At 55.5% G+C, this 24,969-nt stretch carries 23 protein-coding genes; 4 read left to right on the forward strand and 19 right to left on the reverse strand.

Features of this window, described 5'->3' with window-relative positions:
• Window positions 1-5 precede the first annotated feature (5 nt).
• The 4 genes from ACU6TU_RS12350 to fabV all read right to left on the reverse strand — a co-directional run bounded on the left by ACU6TU_RS12350 (window position 6) and on the right by fabV (window position 4,030).
• Window positions 6-1,220, reverse strand: coding sequence for an aspartate aminotransferase family protein (locus ACU6TU_RS12350; RefSeq protein ID WP_447141704.1), 1,215 nt, complete (start codon window positions 1,218-1,220; stop codon window positions 6-8).
• A gap of 189 nt (window positions 1,221-1,409) precedes the next feature.
• Window positions 1,410-2,387 carry a GlxA family transcriptional regulator gene (locus ACU6TU_RS12355; protein ID WP_447141705.1) on the reverse strand — a complete coding sequence of 326 codons (978 nt, stop codon included), beginning with the start codon at window positions 2,385-2,387 and terminating at the stop codon, window positions 1,410-1,412.
• Window positions 2,388-2,556: 169 nt separating this feature from the next.
• A complete protein-coding gene (locus tag ACU6TU_RS12360) occupies window positions 2,557-2,760 on the reverse strand; it encodes a hypothetical protein (RefSeq protein WP_447141706.1) in 204 nt (67 codons plus the stop codon).
• A 73-nt stretch (window positions 2,761-2,833) separates the two neighbouring features.
• A complete protein-coding gene (gene fabV, locus ACU6TU_RS12365; protein ID WP_447141707.1) occupies window positions 2,834-4,030 on the reverse strand; it encodes an enoyl-ACP reductase FabV in 1,197 nt (398 codons plus the stop codon).
• 193 nt (window positions 4,031-4,223) lie between these two features.
• Here fabV and ACU6TU_RS12370 point away from each other — a divergent pair, with 193 nt between their 5' ends.
• A complete protein-coding gene (locus tag ACU6TU_RS12370) occupies window positions 4,224-4,613 on the forward strand; it encodes a DUF7079 family protein (RefSeq protein WP_447141708.1) in 390 nt (129 codons plus the stop codon).
• Window positions 4,614-4,940: 327 nt separating this feature from the next.
• Here ACU6TU_RS12370 and ACU6TU_RS12375 read toward each other — a convergent pair whose 3' ends face one another.
• Complete coding sequence (locus tag ACU6TU_RS12375; protein WP_447141709.1) at window positions 4,941-5,429, reverse strand: glutathione peroxidase; 489 nt, start codon at window positions 5,427-5,429, stop codon at window positions 4,941-4,943.
• 156 nt (window positions 5,430-5,585) lie between these two features.
• Window positions 5,586-6,203, reverse strand: coding sequence for a LysE family translocator (locus ACU6TU_RS12380; RefSeq protein ID WP_447141710.1), 618 nt, complete (start codon window positions 6,201-6,203; stop codon window positions 5,586-5,588).
• Window positions 6,204-6,391: 188 nt separating this feature from the next.
• Here ACU6TU_RS12380 and ACU6TU_RS12385 point away from each other — a divergent pair, with 188 nt between their 5' ends.
• Entirely contained in the window at window positions 6,392-7,123 is a 732-nt protein-coding gene (locus tag ACU6TU_RS12385; protein ID WP_447141711.1) for a YebC/PmpR family DNA-binding transcriptional regulator, read from the forward strand.
• A 65-nt stretch (window positions 7,124-7,188) separates the two neighbouring features.
• Here ACU6TU_RS12385 and ACU6TU_RS12390 read toward each other — a convergent pair whose 3' ends face one another.
• The 9 genes from ACU6TU_RS12390 to ACU6TU_RS12430 form a co-directional block, all read right to left on the reverse strand.
• Window positions 7,189-8,022: a mechanosensitive ion channel family protein gene (locus ACU6TU_RS12390; protein WP_447141712.1), complete on the reverse strand. Its 834-nt coding sequence runs from the start codon at window positions 8,020-8,022 to the stop codon at window positions 7,189-7,191.
• Between the two features lie 25 nt (window positions 8,023-8,047).
• On the reverse strand, window positions 8,048-9,214 hold the full coding sequence (locus ACU6TU_RS12395) for a hypothetical protein (RefSeq protein ID WP_447141713.1): 1,167 nt from the start codon (window positions 9,212-9,214) through the stop codon (window positions 8,048-8,050).
• Window positions 9,211-9,774, reverse strand: a complete 564-nt coding sequence (locus ACU6TU_RS12400) for an NUDIX hydrolase (protein WP_447141714.1) — start codon at window positions 9,772-9,774, stop codon at window positions 9,211-9,213. The genes ACU6TU_RS12395 and ACU6TU_RS12400 overlap by 4 nt, the downstream gene beginning before the upstream one ends.
• Window positions 9,775-9,862: 88 nt before the next feature.
• On the reverse strand, window positions 9,863-10,870 hold the full coding sequence (locus ACU6TU_RS12405) for a zinc-dependent alcohol dehydrogenase family protein (RefSeq protein ID WP_447141715.1): 1,008 nt from the start codon (window positions 10,868-10,870) through the stop codon (window positions 9,863-9,865).
• A gap of 28 nt (window positions 10,871-10,898) precedes the next feature.
• On the reverse strand, window positions 10,899-12,794 hold the full coding sequence (locus ACU6TU_RS12410) for an ABC transporter ATP-binding protein (protein ID WP_447141716.1): 1,896 nt from the start codon (window positions 12,792-12,794) through the stop codon (window positions 10,899-10,901).
• Between the two features lie 116 nt (window positions 12,795-12,910).
• Window positions 12,911-13,789, reverse strand: a complete 879-nt coding sequence (locus ACU6TU_RS12415; RefSeq protein ID WP_447141717.1) for a PA4780 family RIO1-like protein kinase — start codon at window positions 13,787-13,789, stop codon at window positions 12,911-12,913.
• A gap of 33 nt (window positions 13,790-13,822) precedes the next feature.
• Window positions 13,823-15,220, reverse strand: a complete 1,398-nt coding sequence (gene dbpA / locus ACU6TU_RS12420) for an ATP-dependent RNA helicase DbpA (RefSeq protein ID WP_447141718.1) — start codon at window positions 15,218-15,220, stop codon at window positions 13,823-13,825.
• A gap of 134 nt (window positions 15,221-15,354) precedes the next feature.
• A complete protein-coding gene (ybaK, locus tag ACU6TU_RS12425) occupies window positions 15,355-15,822 on the reverse strand; it encodes a Cys-tRNA(Pro) deacylase (RefSeq protein ID WP_447141719.1) in 468 nt (155 codons plus the stop codon).
• 49 nt (window positions 15,823-15,871) lie between these two features.
• The gene (locus tag ACU6TU_RS12430) at window positions 15,872-16,741 is read right to left on the reverse strand and encodes a cation diffusion facilitator family transporter (protein ID WP_447141720.1); all 870 of its coding nucleotides are present in this window, start codon (window positions 16,739-16,741) and stop codon (window positions 15,872-15,874) included.
• Between the two features lie 108 nt (window positions 16,742-16,849).
• On the opposite strand from ACU6TU_RS12430, the gene ACU6TU_RS12435 reads away from it, so the two are divergent.
• Together ACU6TU_RS12435 and ACU6TU_RS12440 are read left to right on the forward strand one after the other, a co-directional pair.
• Window positions 16,850-17,737: a LysR family transcriptional regulator gene (locus ACU6TU_RS12435; protein ID WP_447144248.1), complete on the forward strand. Its 888-nt coding sequence runs from the start codon at window positions 16,850-16,852 to the stop codon at window positions 17,735-17,737.
• A gap of 163 nt (window positions 17,738-17,900) precedes the next feature.
• Complete coding sequence (locus ACU6TU_RS12440) at window positions 17,901-19,310, forward strand: PhoH family protein (RefSeq protein WP_447141721.1); 1,410 nt, start codon at window positions 17,901-17,903, stop codon at window positions 19,308-19,310.
• A 166-nt stretch (window positions 19,311-19,476) separates the two neighbouring features.
• Here the strand turns inward: ACU6TU_RS12440 and ACU6TU_RS12445 are convergent, their stop codons facing one another.
• Genes ACU6TU_RS12445 through ACU6TU_RS12460 form a run of 4 tightly spaced genes read right to left on the reverse strand, consistent with a single transcriptional unit; the run spans window position 19,477 to window position 24,927 of the window.
• Window positions 19,477-21,261: a proton-conducting transporter transmembrane domain-containing protein gene (locus tag ACU6TU_RS12445; RefSeq protein ID WP_447141722.1), complete on the reverse strand. Its 1,785-nt coding sequence runs from the start codon at window positions 21,259-21,261 to the stop codon at window positions 19,477-19,479.
• Window positions 21,258-22,763: a proton-conducting transporter transmembrane domain-containing protein gene (locus ACU6TU_RS12450; protein WP_447141723.1), complete on the reverse strand. Its 1,506-nt coding sequence runs from the start codon at window positions 22,761-22,763 to the stop codon at window positions 21,258-21,260. Before ACU6TU_RS12450 ends, ACU6TU_RS12445 begins: the two co-directional genes overlap by 4 nt.
• On the reverse strand, window positions 22,760-24,250 hold the full coding sequence (locus ACU6TU_RS12455; RefSeq protein WP_447141724.1) for a complex I subunit 5 family protein: 1,491 nt from the start codon (window positions 24,248-24,250) through the stop codon (window positions 22,760-22,762). Before ACU6TU_RS12455 ends, ACU6TU_RS12450 begins: the two co-directional genes overlap by 4 nt.
• Window positions 24,247-24,927 carry a hydrogenase subunit MbhD domain-containing protein gene (locus ACU6TU_RS12460; protein WP_447141725.1) on the reverse strand — a complete coding sequence of 227 codons (681 nt, stop codon included), beginning with the start codon at window positions 24,925-24,927 and terminating at the stop codon, window positions 24,247-24,249. The genes ACU6TU_RS12455 and ACU6TU_RS12460 overlap by 4 nt, the downstream gene beginning before the upstream one ends.
• Window positions 24,928-24,969 lie beyond the last annotated feature (42 nt).

Genomic DNA, 24,969 nt, shown 5'->3' on the forward strand with positions numbered 1-24,969 from the left:
TCTCCTCAGCCCTTGGCTACCAGGCGCTCAATGGCGCGTTCAAGGCGTGCCATGCCTTCTTTGATATCCACTTCGGGAATCACCAGCGATGGCGCCATACGCAAGACGTTAGGGCCGGCAATCAGCGCCATGACGCCTTCTTCAATGGCAAGCGGCAGAATATCCTTGGCGCGACCTTCGTACTCAGGTGCCATCTCAGCGCCCATCAACATGCCCATGCCGCGAATTTCCTTGAAAACGCCGTACTTATGGTTAATTGCTTCCAGGTGCTCGCGGAAGAGTTGGTGGCGTTTTTTGACGCCGTCCAACACTTCAGGGGTATCGATAAACTCAACGGCTGCCAGGGCGACAGCCGACGCCAGAGCATTGCCACCATAGGTTGAACCGTGGGTACCAATCGCCAGGGATTTCGCCACGCTTTCGGTGGATAACATCGCGCCGACCGGGAAACCGCCGCCCAGCGATTTGGCGCTGGTCAGAATGTCCGGCGTCACGCCGTAATTCTTGTAGGCGTAAAGCTCACCGCTACGGCCAACACCGGTCTGCACTTCATCAAAGATCAGCAGTGCATTGTTTTCATCACACAGATCACGCAGGCCTTGCAGGAATTCCTGGGTCGCGGGAAGAATACCGCCCTCACCCTGCATCGGCTCGACCATGATGGCGCAGGTGTCGTCGCCAACCAGTTGGCGTACGCTTTCCAGATCATTGAAAGTAGCATGCTGAATGCCGCCAGGTACTGGCCCGAACCCCTGGGAATACTTGGGCTGACCGCCAACGCTGACAGTGAAGAAGGTGCGCCCGTGGAAGGACTGGGTAAACGAGATAATCTTGTCTTTCTTTTCGCCGAAGTGATCCACGGCGTAGCGACGTGCCAGCTTCAGTGCGGCTTCGTTGGCTTCACCACCGGAGGAACACAGGTAGACTTTATCGGCAAAGGTACGCTCAACCAGCGCTTTGGCCAGTTTCAGTGCGGGTTCGTTGGTGAACACGTTGGACAGATGCCAAAGTGTTTCCCCCTGCTCTTTCAATGCGTTGACCAATACAGGATGGCAATGACCCAGGGAGTTGACCGCGATACCACCGGCAAAATCAATAAATTCGCGCCCTTGCTGATCCCAGAGACGGCTACCTTCGCCGCGCACGGGAATCACCTGCTGAGGGGCGTAGTTGGGCGCCATGTAGTGATCAAAATCCTGACGTGTCGGGGTCGTACTCATGGGTCATACCTCCAGAAAAGCGGTTAACATCGAGCAGTCGATGACATCGTTGTAATGACAATGATCTGTAATGACGATGCGTTGTCATGATGAATCGTATAGTAACGAGTATACGGGGGGCGGCGGTGTGATTGCTTACAGGGATGGGACGGTAAATTATCAAAAGCGACGCCTTTTCAGCAGGTTTTCTTAAATCAGGCGTTCCTCTCGCGGCGTTAGACCAAAATGGTTACGGTACGCCGTAGAAAAATGGGCACCCGAAGAAAACCCCGTCCCCAGCGCAATATCGCCGACCGGGCTATCACTTTCACGCAACTGTTTGCGCGCCTCATTGAGGCGTAGGTCCAGGTAGTAACGGCTGGGCACGGCTTGCAGATATTTCTTGAACAGCCGCTCCAACTGGCGCCGCGAAATCCCCAGGTGCTCGGCCAGCTCCAGCGTGGAAAGCGGCTCTTCAATATTGGCTTCCATCAGGGTAACTGCATCAATCAGACTTTGCGGCGCATGGCCGAGGCGGTTTTTTAACGGCACGTGCTGGCGCTCGTCGGCCAGACGAATGCGGTCGCAGACAAAGTGTTCAGATACCTGCTCGGCCAGGCGCGCCCCATGATGTTCGCCGATCAGCGTGAGCATCATATCCATGGCAGAGGTGCCGCCGCCGCAGGTAATCCGGTCCCGATCGATTTCGAACAGTTGCTGGGAAAGCGCTACCTGCGGATAGGCTTGTGCAAAGGCTTCAAAACGCTGCCAGGGCAAGGTCGCCCGGTACCCTTCCAGCAAACCACAGCGCGCCAGCACTTCCGTCCCGCCCGCCAGCCCTCCCAGGCAGACTTTGCGGCTTTGCTGATCACGCAGCCATTCATTGAGCTTGGGTGGCAAACCATAAGGCAACGGCGCAGGCGCACACACAAACACCATATCCAAGGGCCCTAACGGTGAACCCAACGCATGTTGTGCATTCAGGGAAAGTTCCGCACTGCTGCGAACCGGCGAATCGCTCAGGCTAAGCGTCACCGTTTGATAAAGCAGTTGGCCGCTGAGCTGATTGGCCATCTGCAAGGGCTCCAGGGCACAGGCATGCGCCAGCAATGAAAAGCCAGGCAGCAGCACAAAGGCAACACGCCGTCGGGTTAACGCTTGGGCGTGATCAACAGTATTCAGGGACATAGGTTGTCATGGTCGGTTATCCACACCGGTGGTAAAAATCATGGTTACCTATTAATTGCCATGCTCGCGATACATAAGCAAGTGGCGACACACCTGTGCGAAAAAAAAGCGGCTTAGGATATAAAAAAGCCGGGCAAGTGCCCGGCAGAACATTAACCAGCAGCATCATCTAATCAGCGCCAGCCAATAGCCAGGCTGCCAATAAAACGACAACGCCGACAATGACCACTAGCAAAACCCACGGCAGTTTACCGGCCGGCTTTTTTGCCTCCGGCTGCTGCTGAGGTACTGATTTTTCGAAATTTTCTGGCTTACGCCGTTGCAGTACGTCCTCTTCTTGCCCTTTCGAGGTCTGATTTTCCTGGGAACCCATAGGGCACCTCCGCGATAATCAATGAACGAAAGTGGCATATCCAAGACATTATTGGGCCTGTCGGGGTATGCCCTTACAACTGAGTGACATCAAAGTCCGCGACAGGGTTCACTTCTGCATCGTAATCGACATCATCGCGTTCAAAGCCAAACAGCTTCAGAAACTCATGTTTATAGCCAGCGTAATCGGTAATCTCGAAGAGATTTTCGGTGGTGACCAGAGGCCACAGGTCCTGACAGGCCTGTTGAACATCATCACGCAGTTCCCAGTCATCCAGACGCAGACGGCCGACGTCATCGGTGCTGCCATCGCTACCATAAAGCTTCTCATCGAACAGGCGATTCAGCTGCTCAATGGTTCCTTCGTGCAGGCCTTTTTCTTTCATGATGCGATAGACCATGGCGATATATAGCGGCATGACCGGAATCGCTGCGCTGGCCTGAGTGACGACCGATTTGAGCACGGCCACATTGGCGCTGCCGCCCGACGGCGATAGACGAGCATCAATGGCGGTGGCAGCGCGATCCAGGTCTTCCTTGGCTTTACCCAGGGCGCCATGCCAGTAAATCGGCCAGGTGATTTCCGTACCAATATAGCTGAACGCCACACTGCGCGCGCCTTTGGCCAACACGCCCGCCTTGTCCAGCGCGTCAATCCACAGCTCCCAGTCTTCTCCACCCATCACGGCAGTGGTGTCATCGATTTCTTCCTGGGTCGCTGGCTCAACTTCCGCTTCGATGATGGCGTCTTTATTGGTATCGATGGCCGTGGCACGGTATGTCTCGCCAATCGGCTTGAGGCTGGAACGTTTGACCTCACCGCTATCGGGCAGCTTGCGCACTGGCGATGCCAGCGAATACACCACCAGATCAATCTCGCCCATATCCTGCTTGATCAACTCGATGGCTTTGTCACGTGCTTCATGGGAAAACGCATCGCCATTGATCGATTTGCTGTAGAGCCCTTCCTGCTTGGCAAGCTTGTCGAACGCGGCTGAATTATACCAACCTGCCGTGCCCGTGCGTTTTTCAGTGCCCGGCTTTTCGAAGAAGATGCCTAGCGTATCAGCGCCATAACCAAACGCAGCGGTGATCCGCGCGGCCAGGCCATAACCACTGGAAGCACCGATAACCAGCACTTTCTTCGGGCCATTGGCTTTATCCAGCCCGCGGGCACGGGTGGCTTCAATCTGCTCGCGAACGTTCTGCTCGCAGCCAACAGGATGAGTGGTGGTGCAGATAAAACCACGTACCTTGGGTTTAATAATCACATCGAACCTCTATTATCCAGTGTTAGATTACTTCCATCAGCGCATGCGCTATTGTGTCGGCAATTCTAACCGCCTGCCGTCGCCCTGTCCGCCCCCATGTGTATTTCACATGTGAGACATGCGTCTGACGGTTGAGAAAGCCTCACGTTCGAGGCACGATAGCGGGCGGAATCAAGGCATCGCGGGAGGTGGCATGAACGCACAGCAGTTGGTCGATGAGCGCGGCGATTTATGGTTGGCGTTGGCGCCTTTATGGCTGGACCGCGAACCTGGCGAACGCGATTACGCTCGGATGGTCGAGGTTATCGAGAGCTACGAGCTGAGCTTGCAGGAACTGGAATGGGTGTTTCGTCTGGAGCTGGCGCCGGTAATGGCGCGCTATCAGCTTTCCGTCGCCAGCGAATGGCGCAAATTCGATGATTACCAGCTGATGAAGCGTCTGGTCAGCCATAACCTGAACCTGACCGGGTGGCGTCGCAAACGCTGGGCGCTGTTTTCGGGGTTGACCACCATGATGACCCGCCACCGTATGAATGAACTCATGAACCGCTTGATGGTACATCGCGGCCAGCTCCCTTCCTAATCCTCCGGACGTTAATTGTGCCGCCGATTTTGTAGGGCGGCTTCGCGGAGCAAGCCGCCAATTCGCCGTCAGGCGAACCCCATGCAACCCATTTGAATACGGCAATTGCGCCAGATGATGCATGGATGCCAATCTTGAACCAATGGCGGATTGCGTCGTGAATCCGCCATTTAAAAATTCGCCATGGGTAAAAATACGGGATGGCGGATGACGACGGGAATCCGCCCTACGCGAACTAATTTTAATGAGGTAAATTCATTCAACCATTCACTAATATCAATACGGCGATTATGGTAAAAAATCCGCCAATTACCCGTCACTTATCCTTTAAAGCGGCTCATCGAGTGCCTGCTCAAGCGCTTGCTTGAGCGCCGGGCCGTGATCTTTCGGCCCGAAGCGGGCAATCACTCGACCATCGCGGGCCACCAGGAACTTGGTGAAATTCCACTTAATGCTGCGTGTTCCCAACACACCCGGTGCCTGCTGTTTAAGATGATCGAACAAGGGATGCACGTGGCGTCCGTTAACAGTGACCTTTTCCATCAGCGGAAACGTAACGCCAAAACTTTGCTCACCAAAGGTGCAAAATGCCTCGGCACTCTCCGGAGACTGGTGGCCAAACTGGTTGCAGGGAAAACCAAGAATGGTAAAGCCCCGATCACGATAGCGCTGATAGAGCCCTTCCAGTTCCTTGAGCTGAGGCGTAAAACCGCACTTGCTTGCCACATTAACGACCAGCAGCACCTGGCCACGCAACGCACGCAGGTTGAAAGGTTCGCCGAGATGGGTGTAACAGTCCTGATCGTATAGTGTCATAGCCACCTCGCTAACGTTTTTCTGAACGACGTCTGCCATTCAACGCCAATACCCACTACTCAAATACCTACTACTCAACACCCGCTACTCAATAACCACTACCTTGCCATGCAGCAACACGTGGCGCCAGTCTTACGATTCATCTAAGCGACCCGGTCACCAAAGCGGCCCGGTCACGACACGCATTGCCAGGGCAATAAGCATCACACCCGTGACCCGGTTGATCCAGTGGGCCCGCCGCTGAAGCCAGGGCAGCACCTTTGAGTGAGACAGTACCAACGCCACCAGCACATACCAGCCTCCGTCGATAACCATTGCCGTCAGTACAATAATCGCCTTGGCCGTTATACTCATCTCCGGCGACACAAACTGGCTCAACAAGGCGACAAAAAACAGAATCAGTTTGGGATTGCCCAATGCCACCAGCACCCCTTCACGTGCCGCCTGAGCATTGGTCGTCATTGCGGCCCCCGCCTGAATAGCCCCCGAACGCCCAGCGCGGAGTGCTTTAACCCCTAGCCAGGCCAGATACGCCGCGCCGCCCCAGGTCACTAACTGAAACGCCAATGGAAAACGCGCCATCAAGGCGCCCAGGCCAAGCACAGTCAGTAACGCGTAAAACCCCACACCAAAGGCATGAAAAACACCGGCTGTAACGCCGGGCAGACGACCACCGCCCAGGGTATGACGAAGCACCAGGGCAAGACTTGGCCCAGGCGACATGGCCCCCATGGCGCAAATCGCCACCAGTGACAGCCACAACGTTAACGGCATCGTGAATCTCCTTACATTATTTGAGCATAGCGGCAAATCCAGCAAGCGTTAGTCTAACCCAAAGCAAGATGCAATAACGCTGTAAGCCCAACGGCTTGTGGCGTAAAATCGAACGTTTTAGACCGACTGGCCTGGCAAGAGTGATCTCCTCCAAGGCAGCGTCAAATCAATCAACACAGGAGTCCACTATGGGTAGGGCGTTTCAGAACCGTAAAGAATCCATGGCCAAAACAGCCGATGCCAAAACCAAGGTTTACAGCAAATATGGGCGTGAAATCTACGTCTGCGCTAAGGCTGGCGGCACCGACCCACAGGCCAACCTGAGCCTGCGTGGCCTGATTGAGCGCGCCAAGAAAGATCAGGTGCCCTCCCACGTGATCGATAAGGCGCTGGATAAAGCCAGCGGCGCTGGCGGTGAGGACTTTTCACCGGCCCGCTACGAAGGCTTCGGGCCGGGCAATGTGATGGTGATTGTCGAGTGCCTGACAGATAACCCCAACCGCACATTTGGTGATGTGCGCGGCTGTTTCACCAAAACCAAAAGCAAGATCGGTACGCCCGGCAGCGTTAGCCACATGTTCGACCACTGCGCCATTTTCACGTTTACCGGCGAAGACGAAGAAGGCGTGCTCGAAGCCCTGATGGAAGCCGATGTAGACGTGACCGACATCGAGCAGGAAGATAACCGAATCACCGTCTATGCGCCGCACACAGATTACGCCAAGGCCAAGCAGGCGCTACTGGATACCTTCGGTGAAGTGGATTTCGAGATGGACGAAATCCAGTTTCTGCCGCAGACCACGACCCCCATCGAGGGCGATGACGTTGCCATGTTCGAGAAAATGCTCGATATGCTTAATGATCTCGACGATGTGCAGAATGTCTACCACAGCGGCGAAATGCCCGAACAAAGCGCATAACGACTGATTGATAAGCCCAGGCCCCGCCTTCTGCCGTTGGCATTTGGCGGGTTGCCAGTATGCCGTCAGTGATGGTGAGCACCATTCGGCGCATCCACCGCTGCATCAGGCGGGAGCAACGCGGGCGTTACGCCCGCCGCGCTCAGCACCTGCTTACCACGCACGGTCAGATCAGTAATAAACAGGAACTGCTGCCGGGGGTCTACCGGATAAGCGCGAATGCGATAATGCGTGCCCCAGGGTTTCTCCTCGGCCACGATGATAATTGGCTGATCGAACTTGAGATAGGCACTGGTTAACGCCACATCCCGTAGCGCTTTACGCACCCACCCTGCCTCATGCGCCGGGTGCAGATAGAAGCTTACGACACACATCAAGCTGATGCCGCCATTATTGGCGTTGTAGATGGCAGAATTCCATAATTTAAGGTGCGGCATCGCCACCAGGTCATCATCCGGCGTCTGGATATCTACCGTGCGCATTCCAACATGTTTTACCTCACCGTATACACCCTCAATTTCGACCCAGTCCCCTGGCCGATAAGGTAGTTCGACAGCAGACACGATTCCGGCAATCAGGCTGCTGATATAGTCTTTCATGGCGAAGCCAATCGCCAGGCCAACAGCTCCCAGCAGCGCCACCATATTGTGCAGCGAAGGCTCAATGACAATGGGGACAGCGATAGCCAGCGCGGTTATCAAGATCAGTAAGCGGGTCAGCGGTACCAAGGCAAACACGCGAAACCGCAATTGACCGTGTAAACGATTGGCGAACCAGTTAAACCCCCACTGGCTGGCAATAATCAACAGCACCGTACTCGCCAGAACGATCCCTAACGTCATCAGCGCCTGAGTATCGATGTCATTAAACAACTGGGTGTATTGCTGTTGTTCGTCCATGCACAGACTCCAATATCAAAAGACCCTAAAGAGAATCAACTAGGTAGTGTCGCGATTCCAGCAGTTGTCGCACGCTAGCATAGCTTAAGGGAGCCACTTGCCAGCGCCCTTGATAGTCACGCAGGATGCCTTGACGCGCCAATGAAAATCTTGCGTTTAACGCTTCATGATGTGAAAACGGCAACACATGGCCCAAGGCCTGATCGTCAAGTCCACCATGAATTAACAGTGTATGCAGCAAAAGTGTTGCCACGTCACCCGTATCTGCCGGTAGTTCAGCCTCTGCCAGAGCATCCAGCAACCAAAGCGCTTGAGACGATTCCCGAGGGCCTTCCCTATCGCCATTTTCAGCGGGCTCGCGCAATCGTTCTCGCCAATAGTGCCAGGCAATACCTAAATGCCCCCGGCAGTGGGCGGACAAGCGCTGCAGCTCTTTATGAGGGGTTTCTGACGTCTTGTCGGCAGCGCTGTCATTGTGACTGGCAAGCACCTGTTTTCCCGTGCGGGTGCTATATACCGCTGGATAGTCCTCGCCAGTCGCCAGATGTGTAAAGTAGCTGGCGAGATGCTCTCCTTCCAGCGCCTGCAACGTTACCGCGGGAACACCCTCGAGACCCACCACCTGCTGTAGATACGCATAGGCCCAGCTATCACACCCGATGACGCCTTTTCCCAGGCGACCGCTTAACGCCCGTTCTATCAGCTCGCGCACCCCTTGCAGCCCCTGGGAATGACGTAAAAAATGCCGCTCAAGCGCTGGCACGGCCCAATCATTCTGACGACGACCGTGTTCAACCCAGTCCAGGCAGCCGGTCGTTATGTCTTTAAACGTGGGGATAGGCAGACAGTTGACATCTTGTTGCTCTGCCCAGTGGCTGACTACTGCTTCATGACCACCATGCGGTGGTGAAATAAAGATAATCAGCGGTGCCTCGGAAAATTCTTCCATGGCCTGATTAAACGTTTCAGCGGCTGGCGTCCAATCAATCGCAGGCACCCAGTGCGACAAGGCAATTTCAGGTAGTTTGCGAAGCTCACTTTCTCGCTTTGCCTGGCGTTCAGACGCTTCTTGTCCCACCATCCAGGTCGTCGCCGCTCGCCAGCTCCGACGCCACTGGCTGGCCTGGGTCTGTTCTGGTGTTTGAAAAGACTCAAGTGTCACCACCTGCCAGGGTGATAAGGTCTTTTTCATGGTGAACAGCATCGTGAGTCATTGATAGCAACCGCATCGGCCATTCTGGCAACATGTTCCAGAACAAGCGTTTCACGCTGAATCGAGAGCCCCATGGTCGACGGACGACGCTGCATCACCGAGCGGTTATGATTGAGTGCTTCTTTTAGCGTCACCCAGCGGGCCGACATACCATTGGCAATTTCGTAATCTTCCAGGCGTGTCTCACCGAGGTCATCGCCGATAGCACAGGTAAACCAGTGAGACGTTTGATACATCACATCCCACTGAGGCTTCCAGGTCGGCATGATTTCAGTAACAAAACCGAAGTGGTCGACAATATCGATATCACTGGCACCGGTTTCTTCATGCAGTTCACGACGAAGGCCTGTTTCAGGGCTTTCCCCAGCATCGATACCGCCCCCAGGAAAGCTGAAGTCATCGTAGCGTTCGGTATACAGGAGCAGGATCCTGTCTTCCCGCGTGACGATAGCGCGAGCCGCATGGCGTTCAAGCACACGCAGTTTTTCCAGGTCAGGGTCCGTGAGGGAGTCATGGACAAGGTGAGCAAGTTTTTGCATGGAAAGTCATACCGGCAGAATGAAAAACGACCATTCTACGCGAATGGCCGTTATGGATCATTTTATATGTGATTGCCTGGATATGGCGTTAGAACGTCAGGCAGATCTTGCCGAAGTGCTTGCCGGATTCCTGATGGCGGAAGGCATCGGCGATCTCGGTGAGCGCGAACTCACGGTCAATGATCGGCTTCATACCATTGGCATCAATGGCACGAATCATTTCCATCTGGTCGCGGCGGCTGCCGACAATCAGGCCTTTCAGGGTAGCCTGCTTAGCCATCAGTTTAGCCGTTGGTATTTCGCCTTCCCGACCAGTCAGAACGCCTATCAAGGATATATGCCCGCCAATTTTTACCGCATCAATCGATTGCGGTAGCGTACCAGGGCCGCCTACTTCAACTACATGATCCACGCCTTCACCGTTGGTTAATGCCTTAACGGCCTTACCCCAGTCAGGCGTTGTCTTGTAGTTGATGACGTGCTCGGCGCCAAGCGCTTTAAGACGCTCCAGCTTGTCATCTGATGACGACGTTGCAATCACCCGCGCGCCCATCATCCGGGCAAACTGCAGCGCAAAAATGGAAACCCCACCGGTGCCCAGCACCAGCACGGTATCCCCCGCTTTTAATCCACCATCAACCACGAGTGCTCGCCAGGCAGTCAGGCCAGCGGTGGTCAACGTCGCGGACTCCGCATGGCTATATCCTTCAGGCTGATGAGTAAACGACGTGGCGGCCGCAACCACCTGCTCGCGGGCATAGCCTTCAATGCCATCGCCCGGCGTGGTGCGAAAATCGCCGACTCTCGCTGGGCCTTCCAGCCAGCCCGGAAAGAACGTCGAGACCACGGCATCGCCGACCGCAAACTCATCAACGCCTTCCCCAACAGCGTCAACGACCCCCGCACCATCCGACATCGGAATGCGGTTTTCCTCGGTGGGAATCATGCCCGCTGCCACAGCGTAATCATGGAAGTTCAGCGAGCTGGCATGCAGACGGACACGCACTTCGCCTGGCCCCGGCTCACCGGGTGCGTCTGTCTCGACAACATTCAGGTTATCGAGTCCGCCGGGCTGTTTCAGATGAATCGCTTGCATGAAGGGCTCCTGGTTAAGCATGAATGACTTACTGACGTGTATGGGGGCGTTCAGTGTCATCATCAAGGCCGATAAAGCCGCCGGACTGGCGACGCCACAGGCTGGCGTAAATACCGTCCCGGGCCAGCAGTTGCTGATGCGTGCCGCTTTCCACCATGCGCCCTTCATCCACGACAATCAATCGGTCGAGCATGGCGATGGTGGAAAGCCGGTGGGCAATCGCAATCACCGTTTTACCGTCCATCAGCGTATCAAGCTGCTCCTGAATGGCGGCTTCCACTTCAGAATCGAGTGCCGAGGTGGCCTCATCAAGCACCAGAATCGGGGCGTTTTTGAGCAATACGCGAGCGATGGCAATGCGCTGCCGCTGTCCACCGGAAAGCTTCACGCCGCGCTCGCCCACGTGGGCATCCAGGCCGCGCCGCCCTTTAGGGTCCACCAGATCGTTGATAAAGGTATCCGCATGGGCACGCCGCACCGCCTGCCAGACATCCCCGTCATTAGCCTGCGGGCTGCCGTAGCGAATGTTATCGCGCAGCGAGCGGTGCAGCAGCGAGGTGTCCTGCGTCACCATGCCTATCTGGTGGCGCAGCGAGGTCTGGGTGACGTCGGCGATGTTCTGCCCATCGATCAGAATCCGCCCGCCCTGCAGGTCGTAAAACCGCAGCAGCAGGTTGGCCAGCGTCGATTTGCCCGCCCCGGAACGGCCAATCAGGCCAATTTTTTCACCCGGCTGAATGGCAAGGCTAAAGCCATCAAAGACGTTTTTACTTTCCCCTTTCGCCTGGGCGTATTGAAAGCGCAGGGCATCAAAGATGATCTTGCCCTCAGGCACCGTCAGCGCCTTGGCATCCGGCGCATCTTTGATAGTTGGCTCCTGGGCGATGGTGTTCATGCCATCCTGCACGGTGCCGATATTTTCAAACAGCCCGGCCACTTCCCATAAGATCCAGTCCGACATGAAACGGATACGCATGACCAGAGCAATCGCAATGGCCAGCACGCCCAGGGAAATCGCTTCAAAATACCAGGCACTGATCGCCATACCGGCGATTCCCACCAATAACAGCGTATTCAGCAGGGTCAGGCAGACACTCATGATGGTGACCAAACGCATCTGGCGGTGCACGGTGCCCATAAAGCCTTGCATGGCATCCTTGGCGTAGCTCTGTTCGCGTTGGGTGTCCGCAAAAAGCTTGATGGTCTGGATGTTACTGTAGCTATCGACCACCCGCCCTGTCATCTGCGCGCGGGCGTCCGCCTGGGCCATGGAGACATCACGCAGGCGCGGGACAAAAAAGCGCATGATGCTTAAATAACCCACCAGCCAAAGACCCAACGGCAACAGCAGCCATGGATCGGCGCGCCCAAGCAGGATGGCCGCCCCGCTAAAATACACGATGGCATATACCATCAGGTCCATGACTTTGGTGACGGTTTCACGAATCGCCAGCGCCGTTTGCATGACTTTCTGCGACACCCGGCCCGCAAACTCATCCTGATAAAAGGCCAGGCTCTGGCTGAGCATATGACGGTGCGATAGCCAGCGGCCGATCATCGGGTAGTTACCAAAGATACTCTGGTGAGTCACCAGAGATTGCACGAGCACCAGCAGCGGCAAACCGACAATCACCAACAGGCCCGTTGCCGCCAGCCAAACACCATTATCCGACCAGAAATCCGCCCGTTCGACGTGGCTCAGCCAGTCGACCAGATCGCCCATATAGCTGAAAAACACCACTTCCGCTGCGGAAACGCAAGCCGTCACCACTGACATCAACAAAAGCCACGGCCATACCGGCCGCGAAAAATGCCAGATAAACGCCAGAAGCCCTTTCGGTGGCGTTGCCACGTCCCCTTCAGGATAGGGGTTCACCCGTGTTTCAAAGTAACGGAACAGTGGCGCCAGCAGACGAGACAACATGGGAGGTCCTTACATAAGGGAGGCCATCACACCTGCCAGCTTTTAATAACGCCGGCAGGCATGTTTCGCCTAAATGCGGTACTTATTCAATGAAGTGCGGGTTAATGCAGAGCGATTTAATACGGCTGGGGAATTTCACCGTCGTCGTCATCATCGCCGCGCATGCGCGCCTGACGGTCAGCCTCTTCCTCTTTGGCATCGTCGATCACTTCCATCAGTTCACCGACGTTGGCAATGTGGCTATCCAGCTCAAATTCCCCCGTCAGCTTGCTGTCCGGATGCAGTTTGCCTGATTCATACAAGGCCCACATTTCCTTGCCGTAATGGGTGGTCAGCAGTTCCGGTGCGAAACGACCGAAGTAGGCACGCATATTATCCACATCACGTTCCAGCATGGCCTCCGCACTGTTGTTGCCCGCGGCATCCACCGCCTGCGGCAGGTCGATAATCACTGGCCCGTCGGCATCGACCAGCACGTTGAATTCCGATAAGTCGCCGTGAATCAGACCGGCACACAGCATACGTACCACGTCCTGAATGATCTTGGCGTGATAGCGCAGCGCCTGCTCCTCGGTCAGGGTCACTTCATCCAGGCGCGGCGCCACGTTGCCTTCGGCGTCACTGATCATTTCCATCAGCAGTACGCCATCCACAAACCCATGCGGTTCGGGCACGCGCACATCAGCAGCGGCAAGCCGGTATAGCGCATCGACTTCGGCATTCAGCCATGCCTGTTCCTGCTCTTTCTGACCGTAGCGGGTTTTCTTGGCCATGGCGCGGGAACGTCGGCTGTTGCGCTCTTTACGCCCTTCCTGGTATTGCACGGCCTGTTTGAAGCTACGCTGTTTCGCCTCTTTAAAGACTTTAGCGCAGCGTACGTCTTCACCGCAGCGCACAACATACACCTGTGCTTCTTTACCACTCATTAACTGCACCAACACCTCGTCGATCATTCCATCATCAACCAGGGGCTGTAATCGCTTAGGGATTTTCATGGTTAGCTGCGTCGGCTCCTCTTTATTACCAGATCAATAGCGAATACGACGGACGCGGAAAGCGCGCCCTTTAAGTTTATCGCGCTCCAGTTTGGCCTGGGCTTTTTGAACGGCATCATACGCCACCGCTACGTACGCCGAACGGGCCAGTACTTTAATTTTACCCACCTGATCACCCCGCAGGCCGCCTTCACTGGTCAACGCGCCCAGAATATCACCCGGGCGCAACTTGTCTTTCTTGCCACCGGCTAACTGTAACGTTGCCATGGACGGTTCAAACGGCGCGGAATGGGCAGGCCTGGGCAACGGCTCGGTGGTAATCGGCTGTTCCAGAAGCCCTTCCAGGCGTTCCAGGCGGTAATGCTCTTTAGGCGTCACCAGGGTACAGGCAATGCCACTCGCGCCTGCACGCCCGGTGCGCCCTACCCGGTGCACGTGAACGTCCAGCTCACGGGCAATCTGGTAGTTAAATACCGCATCCAGCTGGGCAATATCCAGACCCCGCGCCGCCACATCCGTGGCTACCAGAATGGACGCGCTCTGGTTGGCAAACAGAATCAGGCGACGGTCACGGTCTTTCTGCTCCAGATCACCGTTGAGTGCCACGGCGCTGAAACCAGACTCGATCAGCTGCTCGGCAACGGCCTGGGTTTCGCGCTTGGTATTACAGAACACCACGCTGGAGGCCGGCCGATAGACCAGCAGCAGCTGTTTCAGGGCCGCAAAACGCGCCTCTTCGTTGGCGACTTCATAAAAGTGCTGATCAATGGTCGTTGCATCATGCACCTCGGCCACTTTGATGGTAACCGGCTCATGCATGACGCCTCGGGTTATCGTGGCAAGGCCACCAGAAGCCCGATCATCAGGAAACGTTGCGCTGAACAGCAGTGTCTGGCGGTCAGCCGGCGTCTCGGCAATAATCGCATCAATGGTGTCCTGAAAGCCCATATCAAGCATCCGGTCCGCTTCATCAAGCACGAGAGTAGTAAGCGAGCCCAGCGTCAGCGAGCCTTTGCGCAAATGCTCGTCGATGCGCCCCGGTGTGCCCACAACGATGTGTGCGCCATGTTCCAAAGAGGCCAGCTGCGGCCCGAAGGGCGCACCGCCGCATAGGGTAAGCACTTTGACGTTGGGCAGACCGCGCGCCAGACGACGCAGCTCTTCCGCCACCTGGTCGGCAAGTTCCCGGGTCGGGCATAGCACGAGCCCCTGAACCGCGAACGCTTCGACACGCAACTCAGCGAGCAGTGCCAGACCAAAGGCAGCGGTTTTTCCGGAGCCGGTTTTGGCCTGAGCCAGGACGTCTCGCCCTGCCAGCATCGGCGGCAGGCTTTGCGCCTGCACAGGCGTCATGACATGGTAGCCAAGAGAATCAAGATTGGTTAATAGCGCAGGAGGAAGCGCAAGCGATGTAAAAGAAGTGTCAGACACAGAAAATTCCTGAAGGGGCACAATTGCCCAGCAAATCTACAATGTAAAGCACCATACCAGAAAGTGCCGCACACTGCTTTTATGCTGACGAGAACAAGCGCTAAAGAATTTTTCAGGCAGCGAGTTTTAGGGAATCAGGAGGTCAGAACGGCAAACTGCCCTTGACATAACGTTGCCAGATCATGGGGGGAAAGCTCAATTTCCAATCCTCGCCGTCCGGCGCTGACATAGATGCTGGCAAAATTTTCAGCGGAGTGATCAATAAAGGTAGCCAAGGGCTTTTTCTGCCCCAGCGGGCTAACGCCACCCAGTACGTAACCCGTACTGCGCTCAACCTCGACGGGCGCTGCCATCGCGGCTTTTTTCGCCCCGGCGGCTTTGGCTATCTGCTTTAATCCCAATTGACTGTTCACTGGCACAATACCGACGGCCAGCTGTTGTGCATCCAGCTTGACCACCAGGGTTTTGAACACTTGATCAGCGGCCACACCGAGCTTTTCGGCCGCTTCCAGCCCATAGGAGTGGGCCGCCGCATCGCGCTCATATTCATGCAGGTGAAACGCAAATCCTGCTTTCTTTACACTATTGATTGCCGGTGTCATGAAACTCTCTCGTGTAAAACCATGAACCAAGGTGACAGGGTGTGACGGCCTAAGCCGAGGTTATCAGCGTAATACTGGTCACGGGGCGCAGATTACGCACTTTACAATGCTGCTCGACGCTTTCCAGGATTTCTTCAGCGGTGTCAATCTGGTGTTTTTCCAGCTGAATATCGACCATCAGAAAGCTACCGATCTGGGCTAAGCGAACGTCATCGTCAAGGATATCGAAGTCAGCCATTTCCTGCATGACTTCCTGACGGACGCTGCCTAGCGGCTCACCAAACATTAGCTCCCGCATTGCCCCGCGCACCATCCGGACAGGCATTGGAAGAAAGTATCCTGCAATGATCAGCACCATCACCGGGTCAGCAAAGCGTGCCAGACTTGCCCAGGGCGTGAGCGTCAGCCCCCAGGTAAGCGCAAAGCCTAGTAACACGGCGGCGCTTAACCCCGTATCCATTTGCCATTGACGCAGCTCAGCCTTCAACAACGATGATGAAGACACCTTGGCGTAACGATGAAGCAACCACCAGATCCACAAACAGCCAACGACGTTAACCACACCAAACATCAGGGCAATATCCAAGGTGACCAGGCGTCCACCTTGAACAAGGGTCCACAAAGCCGATACCAGTGAAAACAGACACACCAATGCAATCACCACCCCTTTAAGCAGCACCGCTAACGGTTCTACCGTTAACCGCCCGAAAGGATAGTGATCATCTGCTGGTTTACGCGCCTGCTTCAGTGCTAAAAGAGAAAACAACACCAGCACCAGGCTTAATAGCGAATAGCCACTATCAAACAGTATGGTGATTGAACCACTGGCCAACCCCAACACAAGGCCGGTGAAGGCTAACAGACTGGCAAAGATGGCAGATAATCGTAGGCCACGACGCTCGGCGATAAAGGGGCTCACGCGGTTTACTCCGGAAAAGTGTGTTAAACGCTCGCCATCATAGTGAGTACACTAACGCTTCACCAATCGCTCAGCGCTAAACTTATTGGCGCTCAGAAAGGACGTATGATGCGATCAGAACAGGTACAGGCCTTTATTGATGTGACAGAACACGGCTCATTTGCCGCTGCTGCGCGGCAAACCGGCATGAAACGCAGCACCTTGAGCGCCGCTGTTAACGCTCTGGAAGACACGCTTGGGGTGGTTTTATTTGAGCGCTCAGGCAATAGTCTTCAGTTAACTGCGGTTGGCGAAAGTCTCTTGCCGGACTGTTACCGTCTGCAGACCAGCGCCAGCCGGATCAAAAAACAATGCCAACAGCATTTACAGGGTGTTGAAAGCCAACTATGCATTGCTCGAGACGACACCTTGCCAGAAGCCTTCTGGCGACAGGCAATGCACGATCTGAAGCAGCGTTATCCGCTCACGGCAATTTCGGTCTACCTGTTACCGCCCCAGGAACACTCTCAATTTGTATTGCGCCAGACAGTCGATATTGCCTTTGGACTGTATACCGCTGAAGGTGCCGATATTGATGCCAGCAGCCTGGCGCCGGTAAGCATGTGCCTGGTCGCCGCACCTCATCACCCTCTTAGCCGTCTTCCCAGCGTGACCCGCGATGACCTCGCTCAATACACCGAAGTGTGCCTGACCTATGAGCGAGGCGACAAACTGGTCAGCGAGGCGCTTTTTTCCACCAATTACCTGGGCCTGACCATGTTCGAAGTGATTCGTGATGCAGTAATCAACGGGACGGGCTGGGCATTACTGCCTTACCCCATGGCAAAAGAAACACTGGATACTCATGAGCTTTGCGCACTGAATCACGATCTGGCTTTGGACAGCCACTATTACCGCTATGTGGAGGGGGAAAAGCTTGGCGTGGTGGCCACGACACTATTGACGCAGGTGGCGCGGTTTCTGGGCACCACGCGCCACGATGTCGCCAAACGTTGAAACCGCACAGTGGAAAGAATCGCTAACACCTTTCACTCTGTAAAAAATACGTCACAGGGAGGACCCAGGACACGCTAGAAGACCGGCACAGATGATTGTCACCCAAGCGTAACGCTCATCTGCCAGTGTCGATGTTGCCGTCAACCAAGGAGTAATTTCCACGATGGTACGACTCGATAAGAAAGCGACCCGGCTGTATGTTCTAGACACGAATGTCCTCATCCATGACCCTACCGCGCTTTACCATTTTGATGAGCACGACGTGGTAATTCCCATGACCGTGCTTGAGGAGCTGGACAAACACAAAAACGGCGTACGCGAGATTGCCCGCACAGCACGACAGATTAGCCGTACCCTTTCTGACTTGACCAACCAGGTCAGCGTTGATGAGATTCAGCAAGGTATTCCGATTCCACGCATTAGAGGTGAATCAGGGCACCTGCATTTCCTGTGTTATAACGACCTGAAAACGTTTGATTTCCTCGACGACAGTCCCGACAACCGCATACTGGCGGAGACCTGTCGGCTACGTGACGAGCGCCCGGATGCCTCAGTGGTACTGGTCACCAAAGACATCAACCTGCGTGTAAAAGCGGCTGCACTGAAAGTGCCGGTGGAAGATTATCTGAACGACCGCGCCTTCTCAGATAGCGATGCCATGATTGAGGGCGCCCAGATTTACACCTCTGTAGGACAGGATGGGGCGTCGCTGTGGGAAACTCTCAACGTGGAGGTCACCGTTGAGCGGGTGGACCACCATACCTTCTACCAGCTAAGCGGCGAGATGCCTCTCCACTGGCATGTCGGCATGCTGGTATCTGACAGTGAAAACGGCGCTGAATTCGAAGCCATCGTGCGCGAACTCTCGCCCTCTTCCGCTCGGCTTCAGCTGTTGACCAACTACCGTCATCATGCGGGCGTCTGGGGCGTTCATGCCCACGACAGCCGCCAGAACTTTACCCTCAACCTGCTGATGGACCCGGACATTGATCTGGTCACGATTGCCGGTAATGCAGGCACCGGCAAAACCTTCATGACACTGGCCGCCGCCTTCCAGCAGACGCTGGATGCCAAGCTGTTTGAGCGGATAGTGTTTACCCGCGCGCCTATCCCCATGGGCGAAGACATCGGCTTTTTGCCGGGCACCGAGGAAGAGAAAATGTCGCCATGGATGGGGGCCTTCCACGACAATATGGATAACCTGCTGCGCAATGAAGAAGGCGAGTCCACCTGGGATAACGGCGCCACCCGGCAGCTGATTGGCTCGCGGGTGCAGATTCGTGCGCCCAGCTTCATGCGGGGACGGACATTAAATGACACCTTCCTGATCATCGACGAAGCACAGAACTTCACACCCAAACAACTGAAATCACTGGTCACCCGAGCCGGCCGGAATACCAAGATTGTCTGCCTGGGTAACGTGGGCCAGATCGATACGCCCTACCTGACCGCCAATACCTGTGGTATGGCCGCCGTGGTGGAGCGATTCAGAGACTGGCCTCATGCAGGGCATATCACACTAAAAGGTGTCGAGCGCTCGCGCCTGGCACTGGCTGCAGAAGAGTTACTGTAACCCGCTGCTGTAAAACATTATCGCAACCATTACCCCGTCGTACCGCCAGCCGCTATGGCTGGCGGTACGGTACTTGATTGAACGGTACTCGATGGAACGCCTAAGGAGTTAAAAGCTTTTTAACGGGCGCGGCATTGATTCTTCAACCAGCTGGCCTGCTCTGGGTTCATCGCAACCCCTCCCACATCAACAAAAGCGCCAGGATCACAGCGAACGCCATCATCAGGCCACTGCCATGATGACGCATCCATGCTTCTGCGAATAACCCTCGCTTCAATTGCTCCATTAACGTTCGTTCAAGCGCAATCGCAACCGAAACACTCGTCATTTTCACTTTTGCACAGGCACGGGCGATAGCTCTTAAAACGCTCAGCCCTTTTAAACAGACAACGCTATACAGCCACCATAAATCACCGGCAGGCGGCGCTTGAACAGCCGCGCGGCGAAGCCAGCCAGCGCCGATCAAAACCACCATCACAACCACCATGACACCAACGGGGAAAGGCCAGCCAAGACTCAACCACTCAGACGCCGGCGGCACCTTGACGCTGCCCGCGGGAAGCGGAAGCCACAAGGGGGTCACCAGAGCAGCGACTAAAGCCGCCAGCCATGCGCCCCACTGAAAGGCATCACTGCCCCCTGAATGGCGTTGCTGCCACTGACGCCATACGCAAACGCTGACCAACGCAGAGGTGCCAATAGCCGCCCAGGTCAATAACATAATTAACCCTTCGTGATGCATTTCATAAAGCGCACTCTTAACGCTCCATTTACTCAGCATCCCCGCCGCGAGCGCCCCCGTCAGCGACACGCCCGGTAAAGCAATCAACGCAAACAGCAGCGGCTGCGGCCAACGGGGCATATGCTCGCTAATGCTGGTGCCCAGAAACAGCGCCCCTTTGGCCAGCGCATGGTGAGCAGCAAATAACACCACACCCGGCAACAGCAGCGACCACACGTCCGGCGCGGCTAGCCCCATGGCGACCATGGCCGTAAGCATCCCCATCTGGCTGATACTGGAGTACGCCAGAACCGCTTTTGGATGACGTTGCCAAACGCCATACAGCGCTGCACCAAACGCGGCAGCCAACCCCGCCACCAGAATGATATTGCCCAGTTGAATAAGTGCGGGCGACAGCCCTTCTGCGCCCAGCGGTAGTACCTTGATCCACCCTAGCAAGCCTGCTTTGATCATCGCGCCACTCAGCACAGCGCTGGCGGGCGCAGGTGCCACTGGATGGGCTAACGGCAACCACACGTGAAGACCAATAATGCCTGCTTTCACCCCAAACCCAAGCCACAACAAAAGCGCCATCATGGCTCCCTGCTCAGCACCGGCAATGCCTTCCTGCACCCCTTGAAGCGTCAGGGTCTCTGCGCTGCCAGCTGCCCAAAGCAGGCCGCCGAGAATCAAGCCTTCACCAATAACGGCCAGGATCAAGTATGCTCTTGCGCCAAGCCGCGCTTCGTCACTACCGCTATGCACCACCAGGGCATAGGCAGCAAACGTCATCAGTGCAAAGCCCAGATAAAAACTCGCGATATCTTGCGCAATGATCAGCAGCACATTGCCTGACAGCGTGAGTGGCCACAGGAGTGCCAAGCGCTGACATCGATGCTGAATGCTCTGATCGCCTGCCTGGGCTTTTCTCTGCTCTGCGCCAAAGTAGCCCCGGGCATGAACTGCCGCCAGACTCCATAGCAGGGCCGTAAAGGCGAGCCACGGTCGGCTCAGGGCATTTAACGCCCAATCACCGCCTAGCATCCAGGCATCGATTGTCCATTGGGCCTCGCCACTAAAGGCCAGCAGTAACGCAGGCCAGGAAGCGCTTATCCACAGCAACGAAAAATAGTCACGGCTAACAGCAGGCGTTCGATACACCTGCCACACAGTGCTGCCCGCAATACACAGAGGCCAGAGCAACGCCGCCAGCAAAAGTAGCGTGGTCATGGCAGGTACTCCCCTATCGCCACACGGGTCGCCCAGTCCAATGGGCTAAACGGCAACCCCGCCAGAAGCCCTGCCCCAATACTCACCATCGCCGTAAAAACCGCTGGCCATAATAACCAGCCGTGGGTTTCCAGACGCCCAAGGCGCTGCTCATCTGGCCACTCGCCTTTCCCATGAGCAGGCCCCTCGCGAAACCAAAGGCGATGCAGGATGGGCAGAAAGTAAATTGCATTCAAGGTACTGCTCGCGACCAGAACAGCCACCACCCAATACATCTGTGCCTGAACGGCACCAACGCCCAGGTACCACTTGGTGATAAAGCCCGCGACGGGTGGCAGACCAATCATTCCCAGCGCCCCCACGGTGAATGCCAGGCTGGTCAGCGGCATACGTTTACCGGCACCATCCATCTCATCAATGCGATGGATACCTAATTCTTCCGCGTAGTTACCTGCACAAAAGAACAGCGTCACCTTCATCAAGCCTTGATGCAGAAGATGCGCCAGCGCCCCGATCGTACCGAAGGGGCCAAACAGACAAACGCCCAGCACGACGTAGGAGACCTGGCTGATAGTGGAAAATGCCAAACGGGGTTTGAGTTCCTGTTGGGCAATCGCGCGTAACGAGGCGTAAATGATCGTGATTGACGCCGCAATAGCCAGCACGGTGGTGACACCAAGCTCTACGCTAAGCTCGATGCCATATAGATCATAGATCACCCGAAGAATGCCAAAGGCACCCGCTTTTACAACCGCAACCGCATGCAGCAACGCGCTGACCGGTGCAGGCGCTACCATTGCTCTTGGCAGCCAACCGTGCAACGGCACCATGGCGGCTTTAACCGCTAAACCACCCACCAACAAAGCAAATATCAGTATCAACAGACCACGATGATCATTGAGATAAGGCGATAACCCCTGCTCAGATGCAAACGAGTGGTCACCCGTCAAATTGTAAAGCAGTACCACACCGAGTAGCAGTACCACCCCAGCCGTCAAGGTATAACGTAGATACACCCGCCCAGCTGCTAACGCCTTGGCGGTGCCGGAGTGGACAACCAAGGGGTAGGTAGAAAGGGTCAACATTTCGTAGAAAATCAGAAACGTGAATAGATTGCCGGCTAACGCGATACCCAGGGTACTCGCGACACACAGACTGAAAAAACCAAAAAAGCGTTTGCGGTTTGCCTCCCCTTCCAAATAGCCGATAGCGTAGATCGTCGTACACAGCCAAAGTAGCGAAGAAAGCCCCGCAAACATCACCCCTAATGCATCGGCTCTCAATACGAACTCAACGCCGCCCACTATTTGGAAACTGAAGGTGTCTTCAAAGCCCTGGGAAACCCGCCCAACCATCAAGGTGACCAGGATAATTTTACTTACAGCGGCAAGCAGGTTGATGCTGGTGCGCAGACGCCGCGCCTCTTCAGGTAGAAGGAAAATAACCGCCGCCGCAAAGAGCGAGACGGCTAACGTTGTTAATGGTAACCAAGCCGCGTTCATGCGCCACCTCCCTGCAATAGCGTCAGTGGCAGGTGAGCCAATAAGCCAAGCGCAAACGCGGCTAACGCCAAACAAAGCGCAATAAGGTCCATGCCGGGGGCTAATGGTTGATAATGATGGCGAGGCGCGGTTTCATCAAAGGAGTAGCGGAACACACGAAACACGTAGGCAGCTGTCAGCAACGTACCTACTAATAGCGCAGCAACGGCTACCCATTGCTGGGTCATCACCATCGCCTGGAGTAGCAACCACTTTGCGGTGAATCCTGCGCTAGGCGGCAGCCCCATCAGCGTAACGGATGCAATACCAAAGATAAGCAGTGATAGCGGTAACCGGCGGCTAGTCCCCGCCAGCCCCTTGATCGAGCTTTCGCCAGTGGCAATAATCAGATTGCCAACAGCCATAAACATTGCCGCTTTTGCCAGCGAGTGACCCATTAACTGTAGCCAGAATCCTTCCCAGGCCAACGCGCCAGGCAGCGGCGAAATAGCAGGCCCAAGCAGTAAGGGAAAGGCCACCATTAAGTAACCCAATTGGCCTACCGTAGAAGATGCCACCAAGGTTTTCAGCGATTCGGCACGCCACGCAATGAGCCCGCCCCAGACAATCGCCAGCATGCCTAGCCATGCCACAAAGCGCGGAGCAAACATGGCGTCGGGAAGCAAAATGCCCCACAGCATGATAAGCATAAACAGCGAGGCTTTAATCACCAATGCCGCATGCAGTGCACTCACCGGCGTCCAGGCATTTTCATGCACAGGCGTTAGCCACCCGTGAAGCGGAAAGAGTGACGCTTTCAGCGCCAACCCTGCACCTATCAGAGCAGCCGCCACCCAGGAAACCGGGCCAGGCTCAACAACCTCAGCCAGCGTTTTAAGGTCAAGTTCTCCCCAATACCCAAGCAGCAAGGCGACACCAAGCAGGTAGGCAAGAGACCCCACCAAGGCTAACAGCACATATCGCATACCGGCTTTCAGTGCATCAGGTTTACCTGAAAGCAATATCATACCCACGGCAGCCAGCCCCATTATTTCTAACGCGGCGTAAAGAGTTAAGAGATCTGCCGCTAGCCAAATAAGCGTAAGCGCACTGATCAGCACACCCATCAACGGCCACAGCCATCGCGCGTTTTTACCGGGGCTGGTAAGTTGCAAATGTCCTGGCGTGTACAAGGCGGCCGCCGCCCCCACCCATTGAGTGATCATTAACATTAAACCACTCAGGCCATTAAAGCGCAGCGACAGCTCAACGCCTGCAATATCCCACTGCCAGCGCAGTAACCCCACTTGCAGGTAGTCGACAACCAACAGTGCGCCAGCCAGCAAAATTGGCAGGCACACAAGCGCAACGGGGAACAGACGACGCGGAGGAAAAAGCGCGCCTAACAGGCCAGCAAGGATCGGCAACATCAAGGTTGCCAGCAGCGCCCAGTGGGTATACCACAGCGGTTCAAAGGTGCTTTCGTGCAGGCCAAAACGCCATATCATTGCGCATGCCTCGCCGCGTCACTGTCGCTTTCCAGTGAGAGCACACCCTCTAACAAAACCAGTTGCCGAATTAGCAGCACGCCTAACAAAGTACCCAGCCAGGCAATGGTTAAACCTACGCTGATCAAAGCCTGGGCACCAGGCATGGTACCCGCCATTCCTGCCAGCAGCAGAAACACACCAGACCCTAAAACATTAAAGGCCATTAAGCGGCGTAGCATATGTCTGTGTAGCGCAAATACCCCCATTGCTGTCGCGACAATAATAACGGCAGCAATGATCAACGGATGCTCCGTCAGTGAGTAGGCCATGTCAGGTAATAAAAACCGAATGGCGCCGCCTATCATCACACTCCACGCCAGTGCCAACACCGCGCGAGCCACACCATGAGACCAACGATGATGGGAGCGGTCATAATGGGGCGCCTTTTCGACGGTGGCAGGGAATGCTTTCAATGCATAAAAAAAGCTGCCCCCCGTCAGCACCAGGCCGAGCACAAGCTCTGCCAGCGCCAACCAGGGCGCCCCAAGCTGCCACCAGGAAAGGCTCATCAGTAAGGCAAACAGTAAAAACAGACCGCTCGCCCTTTTTAAGTGGCGGTCAAATAGACAGGCAAGCGCAGCGGCTACCAGGCATAGCGCTAAGCCGCTTTCTGCATAGTCAATTGAAGCTACCATAAGCCTTTGCTGACTCCTTTCACCGGCTACGCAGGTGCTGTC

Source organism: Halomonas sp. LS-001 (assembly GCF_052983955.1).